Annotated in this window: 2 protein-coding genes (1 of these 2 running past the window's edge); both read left to right on the top strand. The window is 71.7% G+C overall.

What is annotated here, in order from left to right; genetic code table 11:
• The first annotated feature begins 98 nt into the window (after window positions 1–98).
• Window positions 99–17,885, top strand: a complete 17,787-nt coding sequence (locus ACWEO7_RS01130; protein WP_452419960.1) for a non-ribosomal peptide synthase/polyketide synthase — start codon at window positions 99–101, stop codon at window positions 17,883–17,885.
• Window positions 17,885–20,307, top strand: the start of a protein-coding gene (locus ACWEO7_RS01125; RefSeq protein WP_452419959.1) for a non-ribosomal peptide synthase/polyketide synthase. The gene runs 22,942 nt beyond the window's last position; the window shows 2,423 of its 25,365 coding nt (coding positions 1–2,423); its start codon is at window positions 17,885–17,887; the stop codon falls past the right edge of the window. Before ACWEO7_RS01130 ends, ACWEO7_RS01125 begins: the two co-directional genes overlap by 1 nt.

The following is a 20,307-nucleotide window of genomic DNA, read 5'->3' as shown; positions in this document are numbered from 1 at the left end:
GACGCCATGCGCCCGGGCTGGGCAGCCGGGTGCAGCGGCTTGTTCGTGCTGCTCGAAAGCGTTCGGACAGCCGTTGTTCCGCCGAGTAGGAGGCTCTGGTGCACGATACGGAGTTGGGTGGGTCCAGCGCGTTGCCGCCGCGTTCCGTCGAGCCGGAGTCGTCCCGGATCGCACCCGAACCGTTCGCTCTGGCGCCCGCGCAGCTCGGCGTCTGGTACGCGCAGCTGCTCGAACCGGACGCGCCGATCAACGTCGCGCAGTACGTGGACGTGCACGGCGAGTTGGATGCCGTTCTGCTGCAAGAGGTCACGGTGGAGGCGGCGCGCGAGTACGAGTCGGTGCTGGTGCGGCTGGGGGAATCCGGCGGCATCCCGCACCAGTACGTCGACTTCGGCCTCTCGGTCGACATTCCGCTGATCGACCTGCGCGACCAGGCCGACCCGGCGGCCGCGGCGCACGCCTGGATGCGCGCGGACGCGAGCGCTCCGGTCGACCTGCGCACCGACCGGCTGTTCGCGGGCGCCGTATTGCGCGTCGCCGAGCGACGGTACTTCTGGTACCTGCGAGCCCATCACATCGTGCTGGACGGCTACGGCGCGCTCACCAACACCACGCGGGTGGCCGAGCGGTACACAGCGCGGGTGCTCGGCACCGAACCCGAGGCCGTGCGACCGGGGACGCTCGCCTCGTTGACGCAGGCCGAACTCGCCTACCGCAGCAGCCCCCGGTTCGAGTCCGATCGCGCGCACTGGGCCGAGCGGGTGGCCGGGCTGGACGGCGCGACCAGCCTCGCCGGTCGCTCCGCGCCCCGTGGCGCAACCAACCTGATCGCCGGGCGAGCGCTCACGCCGGAACTCGTCGAACGGATGAACGCGCTTGCCGCGAGCCAGGATTCGACGCTCGCCGTGGTGCTGCTCGCGGCATTCGCCGCCTACCTCGGACGACTGACCGACCGGGACGAGGCGGTGCTGAGCCTGCCCGTGACCGCGCGCACCACCGCGGCGCTGCGGCGCTCGGCGGGCATGCTGTCGAACATCGTGCCGCTGCGGTTGCCGGTCGACGGCAGCTGGGGCGCGTTGCTGCGCGCCACCCGCGTCGAGGTCGCGGGGGCGCTGCGTCACCAGCGCTACCGTCACGAGGACATCCGGCGCGACACCGAGCGCGCCGCCGGTACGGCGCATCGCGGGCTGTTCGGCCCGCTGGCCAACATCATGCTGTTCCGCAGCGATCTCACCCTCGGCGCCACCGTGGGGCGATACCACGTGTTGTCCACCGGTCCGGTCGAGGACCTGAGTCTCAACGTCTACTACGGCGACCGGGATCGGGTGCACGTCGACTTCGAGGCCAATCCGCGCCTGTACACCGCCGACGACGTAGCCAGGCAGCACGCCCGGTTCCTCCGCTATCTGGAGCGCCTGGTCGCCACCGAGCCGGACATCGCGCTCGCCTCCGTGGAAGTCGCGACCGAGCTGGAACTCGAGGTCAGCACCCGGATCTGGAACGAGACGGGTTTCGACGTGGAAGCGCAGCTGCCGGGTCGCTCCGTGGCCTTCGCTCCCGTGGCGACGCTGGTGTCGATGTTCGAGGCGCAGGCGGCCCGCACGCCGAGCGCGGTGGCGCTGCGGGCCGCCGGTGCGCCGGACCTGACCTACCGCGAACTCGCCGCGCGCGCCAATCGGCTCGCCCGCACGCTGATCGCGCTCGGCGTCGGGCCCGAAACGCTGGTGGCGCTGCACCTGCCGCGCTCGCCGGAGCTGGTCGTCGCGATGTACGCGGTGCTCGCCGCGGGCGGCGCCTATCTGCCGCTGGATCCGGATCATCCGCCCGAGCGCACCGCGCACATCCTGGCCACGGCCCGTCCGGCCTGCGTGCTGATCGCCGGGGACGAGCGGCCGCCGGAACTGTCCGGTCTGCCGGTGGTGCGGGTGGACCGAGCCGACGAGACGGTCGGGGCGGGGCCGATATGGGACCGGGAACGAGTCGCGGCCTTGCGGCCGGAGCATCCGGCGTATGTGATCTTCACCTCCGGATCGACCGGTCTGCCCAAGGGCGTCGCCATTACCCACCGCGCGATCGTCAACCGGTTGGTGTGGATGCAGCAGACCTACCGACTATCGGCGGAAGACGTTGTGCTGCAGAAGACTCCGGCCACATTCGACGTGTCGGTGTGGGAATTCTTCTGGCCGCTGCAGATCGGCGCGACGCTGGTGCTCGCCCAGCCGGACGGGCACCGCGATCCCGCTTATCTGCGCCGGGTCATCGACGAATACGGCGTCACCACGACACATTTCGTGCCCTCGATGCTCGCGGCGTTCCTCGCCGATCGGCATGCCGCGTTCCGCACGCCGCTGCGCACGGTGTTCGCCTCCGGGGAGGCGCTGCCCGCCGCGCTCGCCCAGCGGCTGCGCGCCATGACCGGCGTTCGCCTGCACAATCTGTATGGTCCGACGGAAGCAGCGGTCGACGTCACCTTTCACGAAGTCGCCGACACCGATACCCTCTCGGTGCCGATCGGCGCGCCGGTGTTCAACACCAGGCTCCATGTTCTCGACTCGCGGCTTCGGCCGGTGCCGGTCGGGGCGCCGGGTGAGCTGTATCTGTCGGGGGTACAGCTCGCCCGGGGCTACGTGGCTCGACCGGAACTGACCGCGGCGCGGTTCGTGGCCGATCCGTTCGGCGGGCTCGCACAGGCGGGGAACCGGATGTATCGCACCGGTGACCTGGTGCGTTGGACCACGCAGGGCGAGCTGGAGTATCTCGGCCGCACGGACTTCCAGGTGAAGCTGCGCGGTCTGCGCATCGAACTCGGCGAGATCGAGGCCGTGCTCGCCAGGGTGGACGCGGTGGCCCGCGCGGTGGTCGTGGTGCGCGACGACGCGGGGGTCGGCGAGCAGTTGGTGGCCTACGTCGTGGCGGCGGAGCCCGGCGCGGTGCGTCCGGAGCGGCTGCGCGCCGCGGCGGCCGAGGCGCTGCCCGGGTACATGGTGCCCGCCGCCTACGTGGTGCTCGACACATTGCCGGTGAACGCGTCCGGAAAATTGGATCGCGCCGCTCTCCCTGCCCCGAGCAGGGCTTCGACGGGCTACACCGCGCCCGCCACCCCCGTGGAACGGGCGGTCGCGCGGGTGTTCGCCGAAGTGCTCGGTAACGCGCTGGTCGGTCGCGACGACGACTTCTTCGCACTCGGCGGAAACAGTCTGGTGGCCACGCAGGTCGCCGCGCGGCTGTCCGCCGACCTGAACTGCCCGCTCGGAGTCCGCGACGTGTTCGCCGCCTGCACGGTGGCCGAACTTGCCGGGCTCGTCGAGCGGGCCGGTGGATCCGGCGGCGCGTCCTTGGTCGCGCAGCTGCGGGCACGGCCACGGCCGCCGCTGGTTCCGCTTTCTCCGGCGCAGCAGCGCATCTGGTTTCTCAACCGGTTCGAGCGGGCCGGCGCGAGCTACAACATGCCGTTCGTGGTGCGGTTGCGCGGTGCGGTGGACGTCACCGCGCTGCGGCAGGCGCTCGATGATCTGGTTCTCCGGCACGAAGTGCTGCGCACGATCTTCCCCGCGCTGCTGCCCGGCGACGGCGCGGGGCTCGCGGCGCGGCAGGTCGTGTTGTCGGTGGCGCCGATCGCCGCCGCGCCGGAGGCGATCGGCGCCGCCGACCTCGACGAGCGGCTGCGCGCGTTCGCCGCCCGCGGTTTCGATCTGGAACGTGAGATCCCGATCCGGGCGCGGATCTTCGCGGTGGACGACGGCAGTCACGCCCTCGCGCTGGTCCTGCACCACGTCGCCGCGGACGGGCTGTCGCTGCGCGTGCTGGCCCGCGACGTGATGACCGCGTACGGGGCGCGCCGCGGCGGCAGCGCGCCCGCATGGGCCCCGCTGCCGGTGCAGTACGCCGACTACAGCCTCTGGCAGCACGAGTTGCTGGACTCCGCGGACGATTCGTTCGCGGCCGATCGGCTGTCGTTCTGGACCGACGCGCTGGCGGGCGCGCCCGACCAGCTCGACCTGCCCGCCGACCGGCCCCGCCCCGCGGTCGCCTCCGGCCGTGGCGCGGTGTTCGGTTTCGAGTTCCCCGGCGACCTGGTCGCCCGGATGAACGAACTCGCCCGCGCGCACGGCGTTTCGACCTTCATGCTGACGCACGCCGCACTGGCCGCGCTGCTGGCGCGGCTGTCCGGCACCGACGACATCGTGATCGGCACCCCGGTCGGGGGTCGGGGCGACCGCGCGCTCGACGACCTGATCGGCATGTTCGTCAACACCCTGGCACTGCGCACCCGGGTGGACGCCGCCGAGCCCTTCACCGCCTTGCTGGCGCGGGTCCGCGAGGATGACCTCGCCGCCTTCGGCCGTGCCGAATTGCCGTTCGAGCGGGTGGTCGCGGCGCTGGATCCGCCGCGCTCGCAGGCGCGTCACCCGTTGTTCCAGGTGCTGCTCGCCTTCGACAACGCCGAGGCAATCGCTTTCGAACTGCCCGAACTGTCGGTCGCCACCAGTACCCTGGATACCGGAGTGACCAAGCTGGATCTCCAGCTCACGGTCACCGAGAACGCCGCCGGTGCCGGACTCGGGGAAGGTTCGGCACCGGCGGGGGTTCCCGCGGAATTCACCTACGCCACCGATCTCTTCGACGAAGCCACCATCGCGGGTTACGCGGGCAGGCTGATCGGCTTCTTGTGGGCGATCACCGCCGATCCCGCGATCGCGGTGCGCGATCTGCCTCTCCTGGACCGCGACGAGCAAGCGCGCGCACTCGCGGCGGGGCAGGCCGTCGCGGGCGCACAGGACCCGGCGGAGACGTTGCTCACCGCCTTCGAGGCACAGGCGCGGCGCACCCCCGACGCGGTCGCGGTACTCGACGCCGAGCGGCGGCTGACCTACGCGGAGTTCGCGGGCGCGGTCAACCGGCTGGCGCGTCGGCTGATCGCCGCGGGGGTGGGGCCCGAGCGGTTGGTCGTGCTCGGCATGCCGCGTTCGGTCGATCTCGTGGTGGCCGCGTACGCGGTGCTGACCGCGGGCAGTGGGTACGTGCCGGTGGACCCGGACCAGCCTGCGGCCCGGATCGCGCAGGTGATCGCCGCGGCCCGCCCGGTGTGCGTAGTGACCCGATCCCGGGAGGAGGCGGGGGAATTCGCCGATCGATGCGCGCTCGCGGAGCTACCCGCGACGCCGGTGCTCACGGCCGACGCCCCTGAGGTCGCCGAATACTCCGCCGCGCCGGTCGGCGACGCGCATCGTCTCGCCCCCTTGCGCGCTTCCGGTACCGCGTACGTCATCTTCACCTCCGGTTCGACCGGCCGTCCCAAAGGCGTGGCGGTGCAGCATGACGCGGCGGTCAATCAGGTCAGGTGGATCGCGGACGAATACCGGATCGACGCGAACGACGTCGTGCTGTTCAAGACCCCCGCCACCTTCGACGTGTCGGTGTGGGAGCTGTTCGCGCCGCTCACCCGGGGCGCGCGGATCGTGGTCGCCGACCACGACGGGCACCGCGATCCCCGGTATCTCGCCGCGACCATCGCCGCGCACCGGGTGACGATGACCTCCTTCGTTCCGTCCATGCTCACGGTGTTCGCCGACGCCGCAGCGCCGGCCGCGATCGCGTCCCTGCGCACCGTGCTGGTCGCGGGGGAGGCGATGACCGGTGAGGCCGCCGCCACGTTCGCCGCGGTGAGCCCCGCGCGGCTGCACAACCTCTACGGGCCCACCGAATTCACCGTGCACGCCACGTACGCCCCGGTCGACCCGGCCGCGAGCGGTCCGGCGCCGATCGGGCGTCCGGTGCCGGGCAGCCGTGCCATGGTCCTGGACGACCGGTTGCGACCGGTTCCGGACGCCGTGGTCGGCGAGTTGTACTTGTCCGGCGTGCAACTGGCGCGCGGCTACCTCGGCCGGGCCGACCTGAGCGCGGAGCGTTTCGTCGCCGACCCGTACGGACCGACGGGCAGCCGGATGTACCGGACCGGGGATCTGGTGCGCCGCCGCCGCGACGGCGCGCTGGAGTACCTGGGCCGCGGCGACTTCCAGGTGAAGCTGCGTGGGCAGCGAATCGAGCTCGGCGAGATCGAGGCCGCCTTGCTCGCCATGGCCGACGTGCGGGCGGCGGCCGTGCGGGTCGTCGCGCAGCCCTCCGGCGAGACGCTGGCCGCCTACGTGGTCGGCGCGATCGCCCCCGATCGGCTCGCGGCGGAGCTGGAGCAGCGGCTGCGCCCGGTGCTGCCCTCGTACATGGTGCCCACCGCGTGCGTCCCGCTGACCGCGATGCCGCTGACTCCGTCGGGCAAGCTGGACCGCAAGGCGCTGCCCGACCCGGCGCCGGTCACGAAGACTTTCCGCGCGCCCCGCACGCCGGTGGAGCGGACCGTCGCCGCGGTGTTCGGGCGGGTTCTCGGCGTCGACCCGGTCGGCTCGGACGACGATTTCTTCGCGCTGGGCGGGAATTCGCTGGTCGCCACGCAGATCGCGGCCCGCTTGGCGGACGCGCTGGACACCGAAGTGCCGGTGCGGGCGCTGTTCGAGTTCCCGACCGTGGCGGCGCTGGCCGCGGACCTGTCCGGCGGCCGGGCGCGTAGACGGGCGCCGCTGGTCGCCGGGGCGCGCCCAACACTGATCCCGCTGTCCTACGCGCAGCAGCGCATGTGGTTCCTGAACCAGTTCGACGCGGCCTCGGTGGCGGACAATCTGGTCGCCGCCATCCGGTTGCGCGGCGCGCTCGATCAGACGGCCCTGGCGGACGCGGTGGTCGACGTGCTCGCCAGGCACGAGTCGCTGCGCACGGTCTACCCGGCGGCGGAGGGTATTCCGTATCAACTGGTGCTCCCAGTCGAGGAGGCGCCGGTCGGGCTGGTCGCGGAATCGGTCGACGAGCGGCGGCTGACGGAGCGGATTCGCGAACTGGTGGCCACGCCCTTCCTGGTCGATCGCGAGCCGCCGGTGCGCCTCGCCCTGCTGCGCCTCGGCGCGGAGCAGCACGTGCTCGTCGTCGCTTTGCATCACATCAGCGCCGACGGTTGGTCGTTGGCACCGCTCACCCGCGATCTCATGCGCGCCTACGACGCTCGCCGTGCGGGCGGCGCACCCGACTGGACGCCACTGACCGTCCACTACGCCGACTACGCGTTGTGGCAGCGGGAGGTCCTCGGCTCCGAGGACGACCCGGATGCGATGCTGGCCGAGCAGATCCGGTTCTGGCGGGGCGAATTGGCCGGTCTGCCGGACGTGACGACGCTGCCCGCCGATCGGCCGCGCCCGGCCGTCGCGTCGGGTCGCGGCGCGCGCCACGTCTTCACCATCGATGCCGCGACGCGGCGGCGGTTGCGCGAGATCGCGGACAGCGCGAACGCCTCGCTGTTCATGGTGCTGCACGCGGCGTTCACCACGCTGCTGGCCGGATTGACCGGGCAGCAGGACATCGTGATCGGCACCCCGGTGGCCGGTCGCGGCGAGCGTGCGCTCGATGAGCTCGTCGGCATGTTCGTCAACACCGTCGTGCTGCGCGCCGATGTGCGGCCCGAGTTGACGTTCACCGGCCTGGTCGCGGCGGTGCGCGAGCGCGACCTGGCCGCATTCGCCCACGCCGACGCGCCGTTCGAGCGTTTGGTCGAGGTGCTCGCGCCGGAGCGGTCGGCGGCCAGGCATCCGCTGTTCCAGGTGATGCTGGACTTGCAGAACACCGCGCGCACCGATCTCGAGCTGCCCGGCCTGACCGTTTCCGGACTCGACATCGACATGGGAACGGCGAAATTCGATCTGCACCTGTCGGTGACGGAGACGGCGGACGGTTCCGGTCTCGCCGCGGTCTTCGAATACGCGACCGATCTGTTCGATTCGGCTACCGTCGCGTCGTTCGCCCTGCGTTTGCGCCGGGTGCTCGACGCGGTGGCCGCCGACCCGAGAGTGCCCGTCGGCGCGATCGACCTGCTCAGCCCAGGGGAACGTGCCCGCATCCTGAGCGCCTGGAATGCCACCGGGCACCCGGTGGATCCGGCCGCGACGCTCGTGTCGCTGTTCGAGGCGCAGGCGGCGCGGACGCCCGAGGCGCTCGCGGTGACCTTCGACGGTGCCTCGCTCACCTACGCCGAGTTCGCGAGCCGGGTGCACCGGCTCGCCAGGCTGCTGGTGTCCGTCGGCGTGCGGCCGGACCAGCCGGTGGCGGTGGGCATGCGGCGGTCGGTCGATCTCGTGGTGGCCCTGTACGCGGTGCTGGCGGCCGGGGGAGTCTACGTTCCGATCGATCCGGAGCATCCGGCCGGGCGGATCGCCGACATGCTGCGGACGGTGCGGCCGGTGTGTGTGCTGAGCCGCTCCGAGGACGGGCTCGACCTGTCCGGGCGGGCCGCCGGGATGTGGGCGGTGCTGGACGTCGACCTGTTCGATACCGGGGACTATTCCGGCGAACCGCTGACCGACGCGGATCGTCTCGGGACGCTCACGCCGTCGAATGCGGCGTATGTGATCTTCACGTCGGGTTCGACGGGTCGTCCGAAGGGTGTGGTGGTTTCGCATGCGGCGATCGTGAACCGTCTGGTGTGGACGCAGACCGCCTACCAGCTGACTGGCGCGGATGTGGTGTTGCAGAAGACGCCTGCGACGTTCGATGTGTCGGTGTGGGAGTTCTTCTGGCCTTTGCAGGTCGGTGCGCGCCTGGTCGTCGCGAAGCCGGACGGTCATCGTGACCCGGCCTATCTGGCCGAGGTGATCAGTGCGGAGAAGGTGACCGTCACCCATTTCGTCCCCTCGATGTTGGCGGTGTTCATCGCGGATGCTGCTGCGGCGCGATGTGATTCGCTGCGGTTGGTGTTCGCATCCGGTGAGGCGTTGCCGCCCAAGCCCGCGCATCGTTTGCGGGAGTTGACCGGCGCGTCTCTGCACAACTTGTACGGCCCGACCGAAGCGGCGGTCGACGTCACTTTCCACGAGGTCGTGGATGCCGATGTCGAGTCGGTGCCGATCGGTGCGCCGGTGTTCAACACGCAGGTGTTGGTGTTGGACGCTCGGTTGCGTCCGGTGCCGGTGGGTGTCGCGGGTGAGCTGTATCTCGCGGGTGTCCAGCTCGCGCGGGGCTATGTGGCGCGTCCGGACCTGACCTCCGACCGGTTCGTCGCCAATCCGTTCGGGGAGCCAGGTGCGCGGATGTATCGCACGGGTGACTTGGCGGCGTGGACCGAGCATGGTGAGCTGGAGTATCTGGGCCGCACGGACTTCCAGGTGAAGTTGCGTGGTCTGCGTATCGAACTCGGTGAGATCGAGCAGGCGCTAACGAGTCTGGAGGAAGTCGCTCAGGCGGTAGTGGTCGTGCGCGACGACGCCGGGACCGGCGAGCGGCTCGTCGCCTACCTGGTCTCCGCGTCCGGCGCGGACCTCGATCTCGGTGCGCTCGAGGCGACGCTCACCCGGCGTCTCCCGGCGTACATGATCCCGTCGGCATACGTCGTGCTGCCCGAGTTCCCGGTCAACGCCTCCGGCAAGCTGGACCGCCGAGCGCTACCGGCGCCCGCGATCGAGCCCGCGCGGTTCCGTGCGCCCGCGACGCCCGTGCAGAAACTCGTCGCCGCGGCGTTCGGCGAGCTGCTCGGCGTCGACCGGGTGGGCCTGGACGACGATTTCTTCGCCCTCGGCGGCAACTCGCTCACCGCCGCCAGGGTGGCGGCCCGGCTCGACGCCGCGCTCGACACCCGGATTCCGGTGCGGGCGCTGTTCGACGCACCGACGGTCGCCGCGTTGGCGGCTCGCGCCGAAACGCATCGCGGCGACGGCGGTCGCGTCCCGCTGCGCCCCCGCCCGCGGCCCGAGCGCGTCCCGCTGTCGCCGGCCCAGCAGCGCGTCTGGTTCGTCAACCGCTTCCACGCCGACGAGCAGGCCGGGCCCGCCGCCGCGATCGACAACATCCCGGTCGCGCTGCGCCTCGCCGGTGAGCTCGACGTCGCGGCGATGACCATGGCGTTGGCCGACGTGGTGGCCCGGCACGAGATCCTGCGGACCGTCTACCCGGACGGCTCGGACGGGCCGGAACAACTGGTCCTGCCGCAGTCCGCGCCCGACCTCCCGGTCATACGTGTGGCCGAAACCGCACTGGCGGAACAGCTTCGGGAGCTGGCGGCCGCGCCTTTCGATCTGACCACGGAAACACCGCTGCGGGCAGCGCTGTTCGCGATCGACGGTGCGCCACAGGCGGAATACGCGCTCGCCCTGGTACTGCACCACATCGCAGCGGACGGTTTCTCCCTCGGTCCGCTGGCCGAGGATCTGATGACCGCCTACTCGGCGCGCCGGGCCGGGGCAGCGCCCGCGTGGGATCCGCTGCCGGTGCAGTACGCCGACTACACGCTCTGGCAGGCCGGTCTCGCCGACACCGAGCGGCAACTCGACTACTGGCGCGGCGCCCTGGACGGCCTGCCGGAGCAACTCGAACTGCCCACCGACCGTCCCCGTCCGGCGATCTCCTCCCATCGCGGTGCGACGCACCGCCTGCGGATCGATTCCGACCTGCACAGCGAGCTGGGCGAGCTGGCGCGCAAACGGGAGACCACGCTGTTCAGCACGGTGCACGCGGCCTTGGCGGTACTGCTGGCCCGGCTGTCGGGCGGCGCGGACATCGCGATCGGCACCCCGGTCGCGGGACGCGGTGACGCGGCGCTGGACCGGCTCGTCGGGATGTTCGTGAACACGCTGGTGCTGCGCACCGCCGTCGACTCCAGAGCCAGGTTCGAGACCGTGCTCGACGCGGTGCGCGACCAGGACCTCGACGCGCTCTCGCATGCCGACGCGCCGTTCGAGCGGCTCGTCGAGATGCTCGCTCCGACCCGCGCGCGCAACCGTCATCCGCTGTTCCAGGTGGCGCTGACCTTCCAGAACTTCGCCTTGCCCGAGCTCGAGCTGCCTGATCTACGGGTGCGCGCGCAGGAGTTCGACGCGCCGGTGGCCGAGTTCGACCTCCAGTTCACCGTGCTCGAGTCGAACGACCCGGACGGGCGCGCCGACGGCATGCAGGTCGAGATCCGGTATGCCACCGATCTTTTCGACGCGCCGTCGGTCACCGTTCTCGGCAGGCGGTTCACTCAGGTGCTCGCCGCCATCGCCGCCGATCCCACCGTGGTCGTGGGCGATATCCAGTTGCTCAGCGCCGAGGAGCAGCATCGCGCTTTGTACGAGTGGCCGGTCGGCGGCCCCGACGTCGCGGACGCCACCGGCAGTGTGGCCGAGCGTTTCGCGCGGGCCGCCGCGCTGGACCCGGCCGCTGTCGCGGTGCGCGACGGGGCACGGTCGCTGGCCTATGCCGAACTCGACGACTGGTCCAACCGATTGGCGCGGCGGCTGATCGCCGCGGGCGTCGGGCCGGAAACACTGGTGGCCGTCGCCCTGCCCCGCTCGGCGGAACTGGTGGTCGCCCTGCTCGCGGTGCTCAAAGCGGGCGGCGGATACCTGCCGATCGATCCGGCCTACCCGGACGACCGGATCGAATACGTCCTCGACGACGCCCGGCCGATCTGCGCGATCGCGGGGGCCGCCACCGAGTTGCCGCGCGGCTGGTTCGGTGGACCGGTGATCGACGTCGCCGCACCGAACCTCGTCGAGTTCGGCGGCGAGCCGGTCACCGATGTGGATCGGCGCACCCCGCTGCGCTCCGGTCACGTGGCCTACGTCATCTACACCTCCGGTTCCACCGGCAGGCCCAAAGGTGTTGTGGTGCCGCATCGCAACGTGCTGCGGCTGCTGGACAACACGCGGCGGCGCTTCGGCTTCGGCCCGGCGGACGTGTGGACCCTGTTCCACTCCTACGCCTTCGACTTCTCGGTCTGGGAAATGTGGGGACCGCTGCTGTCCGGCGCGACGGTGGTGGTGGTCGACTACTACACCTCGCGCTCGCCGCGGCAGTTCCGTGAGCTGCTGCTCGCCGAGCGGGTCACCGTGCTCAACCAGACACCGTCGGCGTTCTATCAGCTCGTCGCCGCCGATCTGGCCGAACCGGAACCCGCCGCGTTCGCGTTGCGGGTCGTCGTCTTCGGCGGCGAGGCGCTGGAGCCGCAGCGCCTCGGCGGTTGGCTCGCCCGCTACCCGGACGCGCCGCGCCTGGTGAACATGTACGGCATCACCGAGACCACGGTGCACGTGTCCTATCGGGAAATCGACGGGCACACCGGCTCGGCCGGCGTGATAGGCGCCGGGTTGCCCGGACTGACCGTTCGCCTGCTCGACGACCGGTTGCGGCCGGTCCCGGTCGGCGTGCCCGGCGAGATCTACGTCTCCGGGGGCCAATTGGCGCGCGGCTACTTGCGCCGTCCCGCACTGACCGCGGGCCGCTTCGTCGCGGACCCGTACGCGGGCGACGGAGCGCTCACCTACCGCTCCGGCGATCTGGCGCGCTGGACCGCCGACGGCGAGCTGGAGTATCTCGGGCGCGCGGACCAGCAGGTGAACCTGCGCGGCTTCCGCGTCGAACTCGGTGAGATCGAGGCCGCGCTGCTCGAGGCGTCCGAAGCGGTCCGGGAAGTGGCCGTGGTGGTGCGCACCGATCTGGTGGACGAACCGCGCATCGTCGCGTACGCGGTCGGCGCGGACGACTCCGTCGACACCGCCGCGCTGCGACAAGCCCTGGTGTATCGCCTGCCCGAGCACATGGTGCCCGCCGCGATCGTCCCGCTGCCGCGCATCCCGTTGACGGTCAACGGCAAGCTGGACCGCGCCGCGCTGCCCGCGCCACGGTTCCAATCGACCACCTACCGGGCGCCGTCCACGCCGAGCGAACGGGTCGTGGCGGAGGTGTTCGCCGAAGTGCTCGGCGCGGAGCGCGCCGTCGGCGCCGACGACGACTTCTTCGCGCTCGGCGGCAGCTCCCTGCTGGCCGCGAAAGCGGTCACCAGGATCGGCGCGGCGCTGGGCCGGACGGTCGGTGTGCGCGCGCTGTTCGAAGCTCCCAGGGTCGCGGACCTCGCGGCGGCGGCGAGCGCGGTGGCCATGGGAGGCACCCGGCCCGCGCTGGTGGCGGCGGCGCGCCCGGAGCGGGTCCCGCTCTCGCCCGCGCAGCAGCGCATGTGGTTCCTCAATCGGTTCGACCAGTCCTCCACCGCCTACAACATCCCGGTGGCCCTGCGGCTGTCCGGTCGGCTGGACGTGCCCGCGTTGCGCGCCGCCCTCGGTGACGTGGTCGCCCGGCACGAGGCGCTGCGCACTCGCTATCCGGAGATCGACGGCGAACCGGTGCAACTCGTCGAGCCCGCCACCGCTCCGGCGCTGCGGCCGATCGATGTCCCGGAAGGCGAACTACCGCGGCGGGTCCGGGAACTGGCGCAGACGACCTTCGACGTCACCGCCGAGATTCCGGTGCGGATGCGATTGTTCCGTGTGGTCCGCACGGGCGCGCGGCCGGAGTTCGTGCTCGCCGCGGTGCTGCACCACATAGCCGCCGACGGCTCGTCCATCGCACCGTTCGTGCGGGATCTGATGGTCGCCTACACCGCGCGCCGTGGTGGCGCTGCGCCGGACTGGACACCGCTGACCGTGCAGTACGCCGATTACGCACTGTGGCAACGCGATTTGCTCGGCGCCGAGGACGACGCCGAATCGGTGGCGGCCCGCGAGATCCGTTTCTGGACCCGGACACTCGCCGGACTGCCGGATCAGCTGGCGCTGCCGACCGACCGCCCCCGCCCCGCGAGGCAGACCCTGCGCGGGGACAAGGTTCCGCTGACGATCGGCGCGCGGCTGCACGCGGATCTGGCCGCCCTCGGCCGACGGCACGGCGCGACGCTGTTCATGGTGGTGCACACCGCTTTCGCCGTGCTGCTCGCGCGGTGGTCGGGCGCCGGTGACATCGCGATCGGCACGCCGGTCGCCGGACGCGGCGCCGCCGAACTGGACGACGTCATCGGGATGTTCGTCAACACTCTCGTCCTGCGCGTCGGGGTCGACGGCGGCGAGTCGTTCGCCGGGCTGCTGGCCCGGGCGCGGGCCGCCGACCTGGCGGCGCTGGAACACGCGACCGTGCCGTTCGAACGTCTGGTGGAAGTGCTCAACCCGGTGCGCTCCACCGCACGCCACCCGTTGTTCCAGGTCGGCTACTCGTTCCAGAACCATGAGCGGGGACAGCTGCGGCTGCCCGAACTCGAGATTCGCGAGTTCGAGTTCGACAACGGCGTAGCGCAATTCGACCTGCACCTGTTCGCGGTGGACGCCTACGACGCCGACGACGCGCCCGACGGCATCGAGCTGTCCCTCGGCTACGCCACCGATCTGTTCGAGCGCGCGACCGCGTTCCGGTTCGCCGCCCAACTGCGCCGGGTGCTGGAAACGATCGCGGCGCGGCCGGAACTGCCGGTGGGCGACATCGACCTGCTCGGGACCGACCGATCGCAGGTGCTCGCCGAATGGAACCGGACCCGGCGGCCGGTCCCGCGGGCCACGCTGGCGGATCTGTTCGACGCGCAGACCGCGCGCAGCCCGAGTGCGGTCGCGCTGGTAGACGCGACGACCGGCGAAGAGCTGCGCTACGCCGAGTTCGACGAACGGGTGAACCGGTTGGCGCGCAGGCTCATCACGTCCGGTGTCGGACCGGAGTCGACGGTCGTGCTGGCGATGCGCCGCTCGCTCGAACTGGTCGTCGCGATGTACGCCGTGGTGCGGGCGGGTGGCGCATATGTGCCCATCGATCCGGACCACCCGGCCGAGCGGATCGCCCACATCGTGGCCACCGCGGCGCCGGTCGTGGTCCTGACCACCTCGCGCGACGGGTTCCCGTTCGAAATCGACTGCACGGTTGTGGAAATCGATCGGCTCGACGTCGCCGGGCTCGCCGCGACGGCGATCACCGACGCGGACCGGGTCGGTCCGCTGCGTCCCGAGCATCCGGCGTACGTCGTCTTCACCTCCGGCTCCACGGGCGTGCCCAAGGGCGTGACGGTTCCGCACGCCGCGATCGTCAATCAGCTCGCCTGGCTGGCGGACAGATACGTCCTCGGCGCGAACGATCGCCTGCTGCTGAAGACGCCCGCGACCTTCGATCTGTCGGTGTGGGAGTTCTGGTCCGCGCTGGTCACCGGCGGGTCGCTGATCGTCACCGCGCCCGGCGCCGAACGTGACCCGGACCTGCTGCGGGCGTTGCTGCGCCGCCACGGCGTCACCGTGCTGTACGCGGTGCCCGCCCTGATCGGCATGCTGCTGGCGGCCGAGCCGGGCGCCGCGCTGCCGGAGACCCTGCGTCACGTGCTGGCCATCGGTGAGGCGCTGCCGTCGGCCACCGCCGTGGACTTCCTATGCCGTCATAGCGGAACCGCGCTGGACAACCTCTACGGCCCCACGGAGGCGGCGGTGTCGATCACCGCGTTCGCGCTCGACACTCAGCCGGAGCACACCGTCCCGATCGGGTCGCCCGCCTGGAACAGCCGGGTCTACGTGCTGGACGCGCGCTTGCGGCCCGCGCCGATCGGAGTGCCCGGCGAGCTGTACCTCGCGGGCGCGCAGCTGGCACGCGGCTACCGGCGCCGTCCGGCGCTGACCGCCGACCGCTTCGTGGCCGATCCGTTCGCGGTCGAACTCGGTGCGGCGGCCGGCGAGCGGATGTACCGCACCGGCGACATCGTGCGCTGGCGTCCCGACGGCACCCTGGAATACCTCGAGCGCGCCGACTTCCAGGTGCAGATCGGCGGCTTCCGCATCGAGCTCGGCGAGGTGGAGGCCGCGCTGCTGCGGCAACCCGGGGTGGCCGCGGCCGTCGCGGTGGCGAAGGCCGACGACCGCGCGGGAACACGGCTCATCGCGTATGCCGCAGTGCCGGAAGCCGATCCGGTCACGTACGCCGACCTGGCCGTGTCGCTGCGCGCCGTTGTGGCCGCGCGACTGCCCGGGTACATGACGCCCGCCGCCGTCGTCGTGCTGGCGGCGCTGCCGCTCACGGCCAACGGCAAGATCGATCGTTCGGCGCTGCCCGAGCCGCTGTTCGCCGAGGCGGCCTTCCGCGCGCCGTCCGGTGCGTTGGAGCGACTGGTCGCGGACGCGTTCGCGGAGGTCATCGGCGTGGACGTGGTGAGCGTGGACGACGACTTCTTCGCCAGGGGCGGCAACTCCCTGATGGCCACCCGGCTCGCGGCCCGGCTCGGCGCGGCACTCGGCGGCCATGTGGCGGTGGCCGCGGTGTTCGAAGCCCCGACGCCCGCCGCACTCGCCGAACGCATCGCGGCCACCGAGCGCGGCATGGCCCGGCCCGCTTTGGTCCGTCGCGCCGATACCGGGCCGGTGCCGCTCGCGCCCGCGCAGCAGCGCATCTGGGTGCTGGACCGGCTCACACCGGACTCGTCGGCCTATCACATTCCCACGGCGCTGCGGCTGCGCGGCCGGCTGGATGCGGCGGCGCTGGCGGCGGCGCTCGGCGATGTGCTCGACCGGCACGAGACGCTGCGCACCAGGTACCCGGACACCGAGGACGGACCTGTCCAGGAGGTCGTGCCCGCGTCCCCGGTCGACCTGACATCGATTCCGGTGAGCCGATCGGAAATGAACACGCGGATAGCGGACTTCGTGTCTCCCGCCTTCGATCTCGCTTCCGCGCCGCCGGTGCGCGCCGCCCTGTTCACCCTGGCCGCCGACGAACACGTCCTGGTGGTCGTGCTGCACCACATCGGTGCGGATGGATACTCGATCGCACCGTTGACCGCTGACCTGGTGCGCGCCTACCTGGCCAGATCCACCGGACAGGCGCCGGACTCGGCCCCGCCCGCGATCCGTTACCGCGACTACAGCGCCTGGCAGCACGAGCTGCTCGGCGACGGCGCCGACCCCGACAGCCTGCTGGCGCGCCAACTCGCCTTCTGGCGCACCGAATTGACCGGTGCGCCGGAACTGCTCGCCCTGCCCACCGATCGACCGCGACCGGCCAGGCGAAGCATGCAGGGGGCAAGCGTTATCCGGGAGATCGACGCCGAGCGCACCGTCCGCCTGGAGCGACTGGCCCGCGAACACGGCGGCACACTGTTCACCCTGGTGCACAGCGCGCTCGCGGTGCTGCTGGCGAAACTGTCCGGCGCGGGTGATGTCACGGTCGGCGTGCCGGTCGCCGGGCGCGGTGTCCGCGAGCTGGACGAGCTGGTCGGCATGTTCGTCAACACCGTGGCGTTGCGCACCGAGGTCGATCCCCGTGCGAGTTTCGGCGAGCTGCTGCGCCAGGTCACCCGGCGGGATCTGGCGGCGTTCTCGCACGCCGACGTCCCGTTCGATCAGGTGGTCGAGGCGCTGGGCGTCACCCGTTCGGGCTCGTACGCGCCGCTGTTTCAAGTACTGCTCACCTTTCAGAACTTGCCGCGGGCGGAGGTAGAACTGCCCGGCCTCGCGGTCGAGGCGGTCGACCTGACGTCGGCGGAGGCGAAGTTCGACCTCCAGGTGACCGTGCTGGAGCAGTTCGCCGCCGACGGTGTGCGCGCCGGTATGGAGCTGTGCGTCGGCTACGCGACCGACCTCTTCGACGAACCGACGGCGCACGCGTTCGGTGACCGTTTGCTGCGGGTGCTGGAGGCGGTGGCCGCGGATCCGGCGGTGGCCATTCGCGCGATCGACATCCGTTCCGCGGCCGAACGGCTGCCCCGGCCCAGCGCGTCGGTGGCGGACCTGCCCGCGCTGATCGTCCGGACGGCACGGGCCGTCCCCGCCGCCACCGCGTTCGAGCACGGCGATCGGCTGGTCTCCTTCGGTGAGCTCGACGCGAAGCTCGCGTCCGTCGCCAAGGCGATGGGCCCGGCGGCCAAACCCGAAGCCCTGATCCATGTCTCGCTCGCCGGGCTGGTTCCCGGTCTGCTCGCCGCACTCGGCGGCAGCGGTCTTGCGGCCTTGCTGCGGACCCTCTCCGCCACCGCCGAGGCGCTGCTCGCCGACTCGGCGGCGGCAATCGATTCGGAAGGAAACCGCTGATGACCCACGCAGACGCCGTGCGCCGCGGCTACGGCATCGACGACCTGCCCGATCTCATCGCGATTGTTGCCGGGCTGGACCCGCAGCGCGTGGCGTTGCGGCATGGGCAACTCACCGTCACCTACGCGGCGCTGGCCGACGAACTCGCGGCCCTGTCCGAAGCCATGGGCGCGGGGGTGGGCGCGGAGGCGCTGGTTCCGGTGGTGGTCTCCGGTCGACTGCCCGCGCTGCTGGAATCCGGTGACGGCGCGCTCGGTGCGGTGCTGGACGCGCTGCTCGACGACGCGCTCGCGGCCGCGCCGGATCTCCCGGCGACCACCACCGCGCCGGTCGAGACACTGGTGAGCCTGTTCGAGGAGCAGGTGTGGCGGACTCCGGACGCGATCGCCGTCGAATACGCGGGAATCACCCTCACCTACGCCGAATTCGACGGCCGGGTCAACGCGCTGGCCCACCACTTGGTCGAACTCGGCGTGCGGCGGGACTCGCTGGTGGGCTTGGCCGTGCGGCGCTCGATCGACCTGCTGGTCGGCATGTACGCGATCCTGCGGGCGGGCGGCGCGTACCTGCCGATCGACCCGGATCATCCGGCCGACCGCATCGGTTACGTGGTCGCGGTCGCCGAGCCGGTGCTCGTGCTGACCACCATGCGCGACGAGCCCGACTTCGGCGGTGCGGTCGCACCGCTGCGGATCGACGAATTCGCGGGCTCGCCCACGCCGGATGCGCCCGCGGTCGCCCGGTCGGCCGACGACCTCGCCTACGTGATCTTCACGTCCGGCTCGACCGGCAGGCCGAAGGGCGTCGCCGTCTCGCACCGCGCGATCGTGGCGAATCTGCGCTGGCGGCAACGGATGTACCGGCTGCGCGCCGACGACGTGGTGTTGCAGAAGACGCCGTTCACCTTCGACGTGTCGGTGTGGGAGTTCTTCTGGCCGTTGCAGGTCGGCGCCCGGCTGGTCGTCGCGGAACCGGACGGTCATCGGGACCCGGCGTACTTGGCGCGCGTGATCGCCGAAAGCGGGGTCACGGTAGCGCATTTCGTGCCGTCCATGCTCGCGGTCTTCGTTGCCGAGTCGGTCGCGGTGGACTCGCTGCGGCTGGTCTTCGCCTCGGGTGAGGCGCTTGCGGCCGCCACCGCCGCGGCATTCCGCGACGTCTGCGGGGCGACGTTGCACAACCTGTACGGGCCCACCGAGGCGGCGGTCGACGTGACCGCGCACGAGGTGACCGGCGCGGACGTGGCGGGCGTGCCGATCGGCGTCGCCGCCGACGACACCGAGTTGCTGGTGCTCGACGACAGCCTGCGTCCGGTGGCGCGCGGCGTCGTCGGCGAGTTGTACCTGGCAGGCGTGCAACTGGCCCGCGGTTATGTGGCCCGGCCGGGCCTGACCGCCGAGCGATTCGTGGCGAACCCCGAGGGACCGGCCGGGGAGCGGATGTACCGCACCGGCGACCTGGTGCGCTGGGCGCCCGGGGTGGAGGGCGGGCCGGAGGAACTGGAATATCTGGGCCGCACGGACTTCCAGGTGAAGTTGCGCGGCCTGCGGATCGAACTCGGCGAAATCGAGGCGGCGCTGCTGCGCCACCCGCGCGTCACCCAGGCGGCGGTGGTGCTGCACCGGCACGCGAGCGGCGATCATCTGATCGGCTACGTGGTCGGCGACGCGGTCGAGACCGCCGAGGTCCTGGACTCCGTCCGCGGCGAGCTGCCCGAGTACATGGTGCCGACGCTGCTGGTCGCGCTGGCGGCGATGCCGTTGAACGCCAACGGCAAGCTGGACCGCAGAGCGCTTCCTGAGCCGCGATTCGATTCCGGGACAACGGCTTATCGGGCGCCGGAGACCGAGGCGGAGACGGCGGTCGCCGCGATTTTCGCCGAGCTGCTGGACGTGCCGCGCGTGGGCGCGGACGACGACTTCTTCGCGCTGGGCGGCAATTCGCTGCTCGCCACCCGCGCTATCGCCCGGATCGCCGCGGCCATCGGCGCGACCGTGGACGTGCGCGATTTCTTCGATCGTCCCACTGTTGCCGCGGTGGCCGCGTCGGCGCATCCGGCCGCGGCGCGTCCGCCGCTGGTGGCCGGTCCGCGCCCGGAGCATGTTCCGCTCTCGCCCGCCCAGCGGCGCATGTGGTTCCTCAACCGGTTCGGCGCCGACACCGATCAGGCCCGCGAGCTGGGCGCCGCCGCCGTGGACAACATCCCGGTGGCGCTGCGCTTGCGCGGCCCGCTGGACGTCGCCGCGCTGTCGGCGGCGATCACCGATCTGGTGGCCAGGCACGAAGTGCTGCGCACCGTGTATCCGCAGACCGCCGACGGGCCTGCGCAATCGGTGCGACGCGTACACGCGGTGTTCGACCTGACGCCCGCCGAAGTGCCGCGGGAGCGGTTGGCCGCGGCGATCCGCCGGGCGGCGAGCCA

It is taken from the genome of Nocardia sp. NPDC004260 (assembly GCF_053603155.1).
Note: the sequence above shows the minus strand (reverse complement) of the source record. Positions and strands in the feature narration are given on the sequence as shown.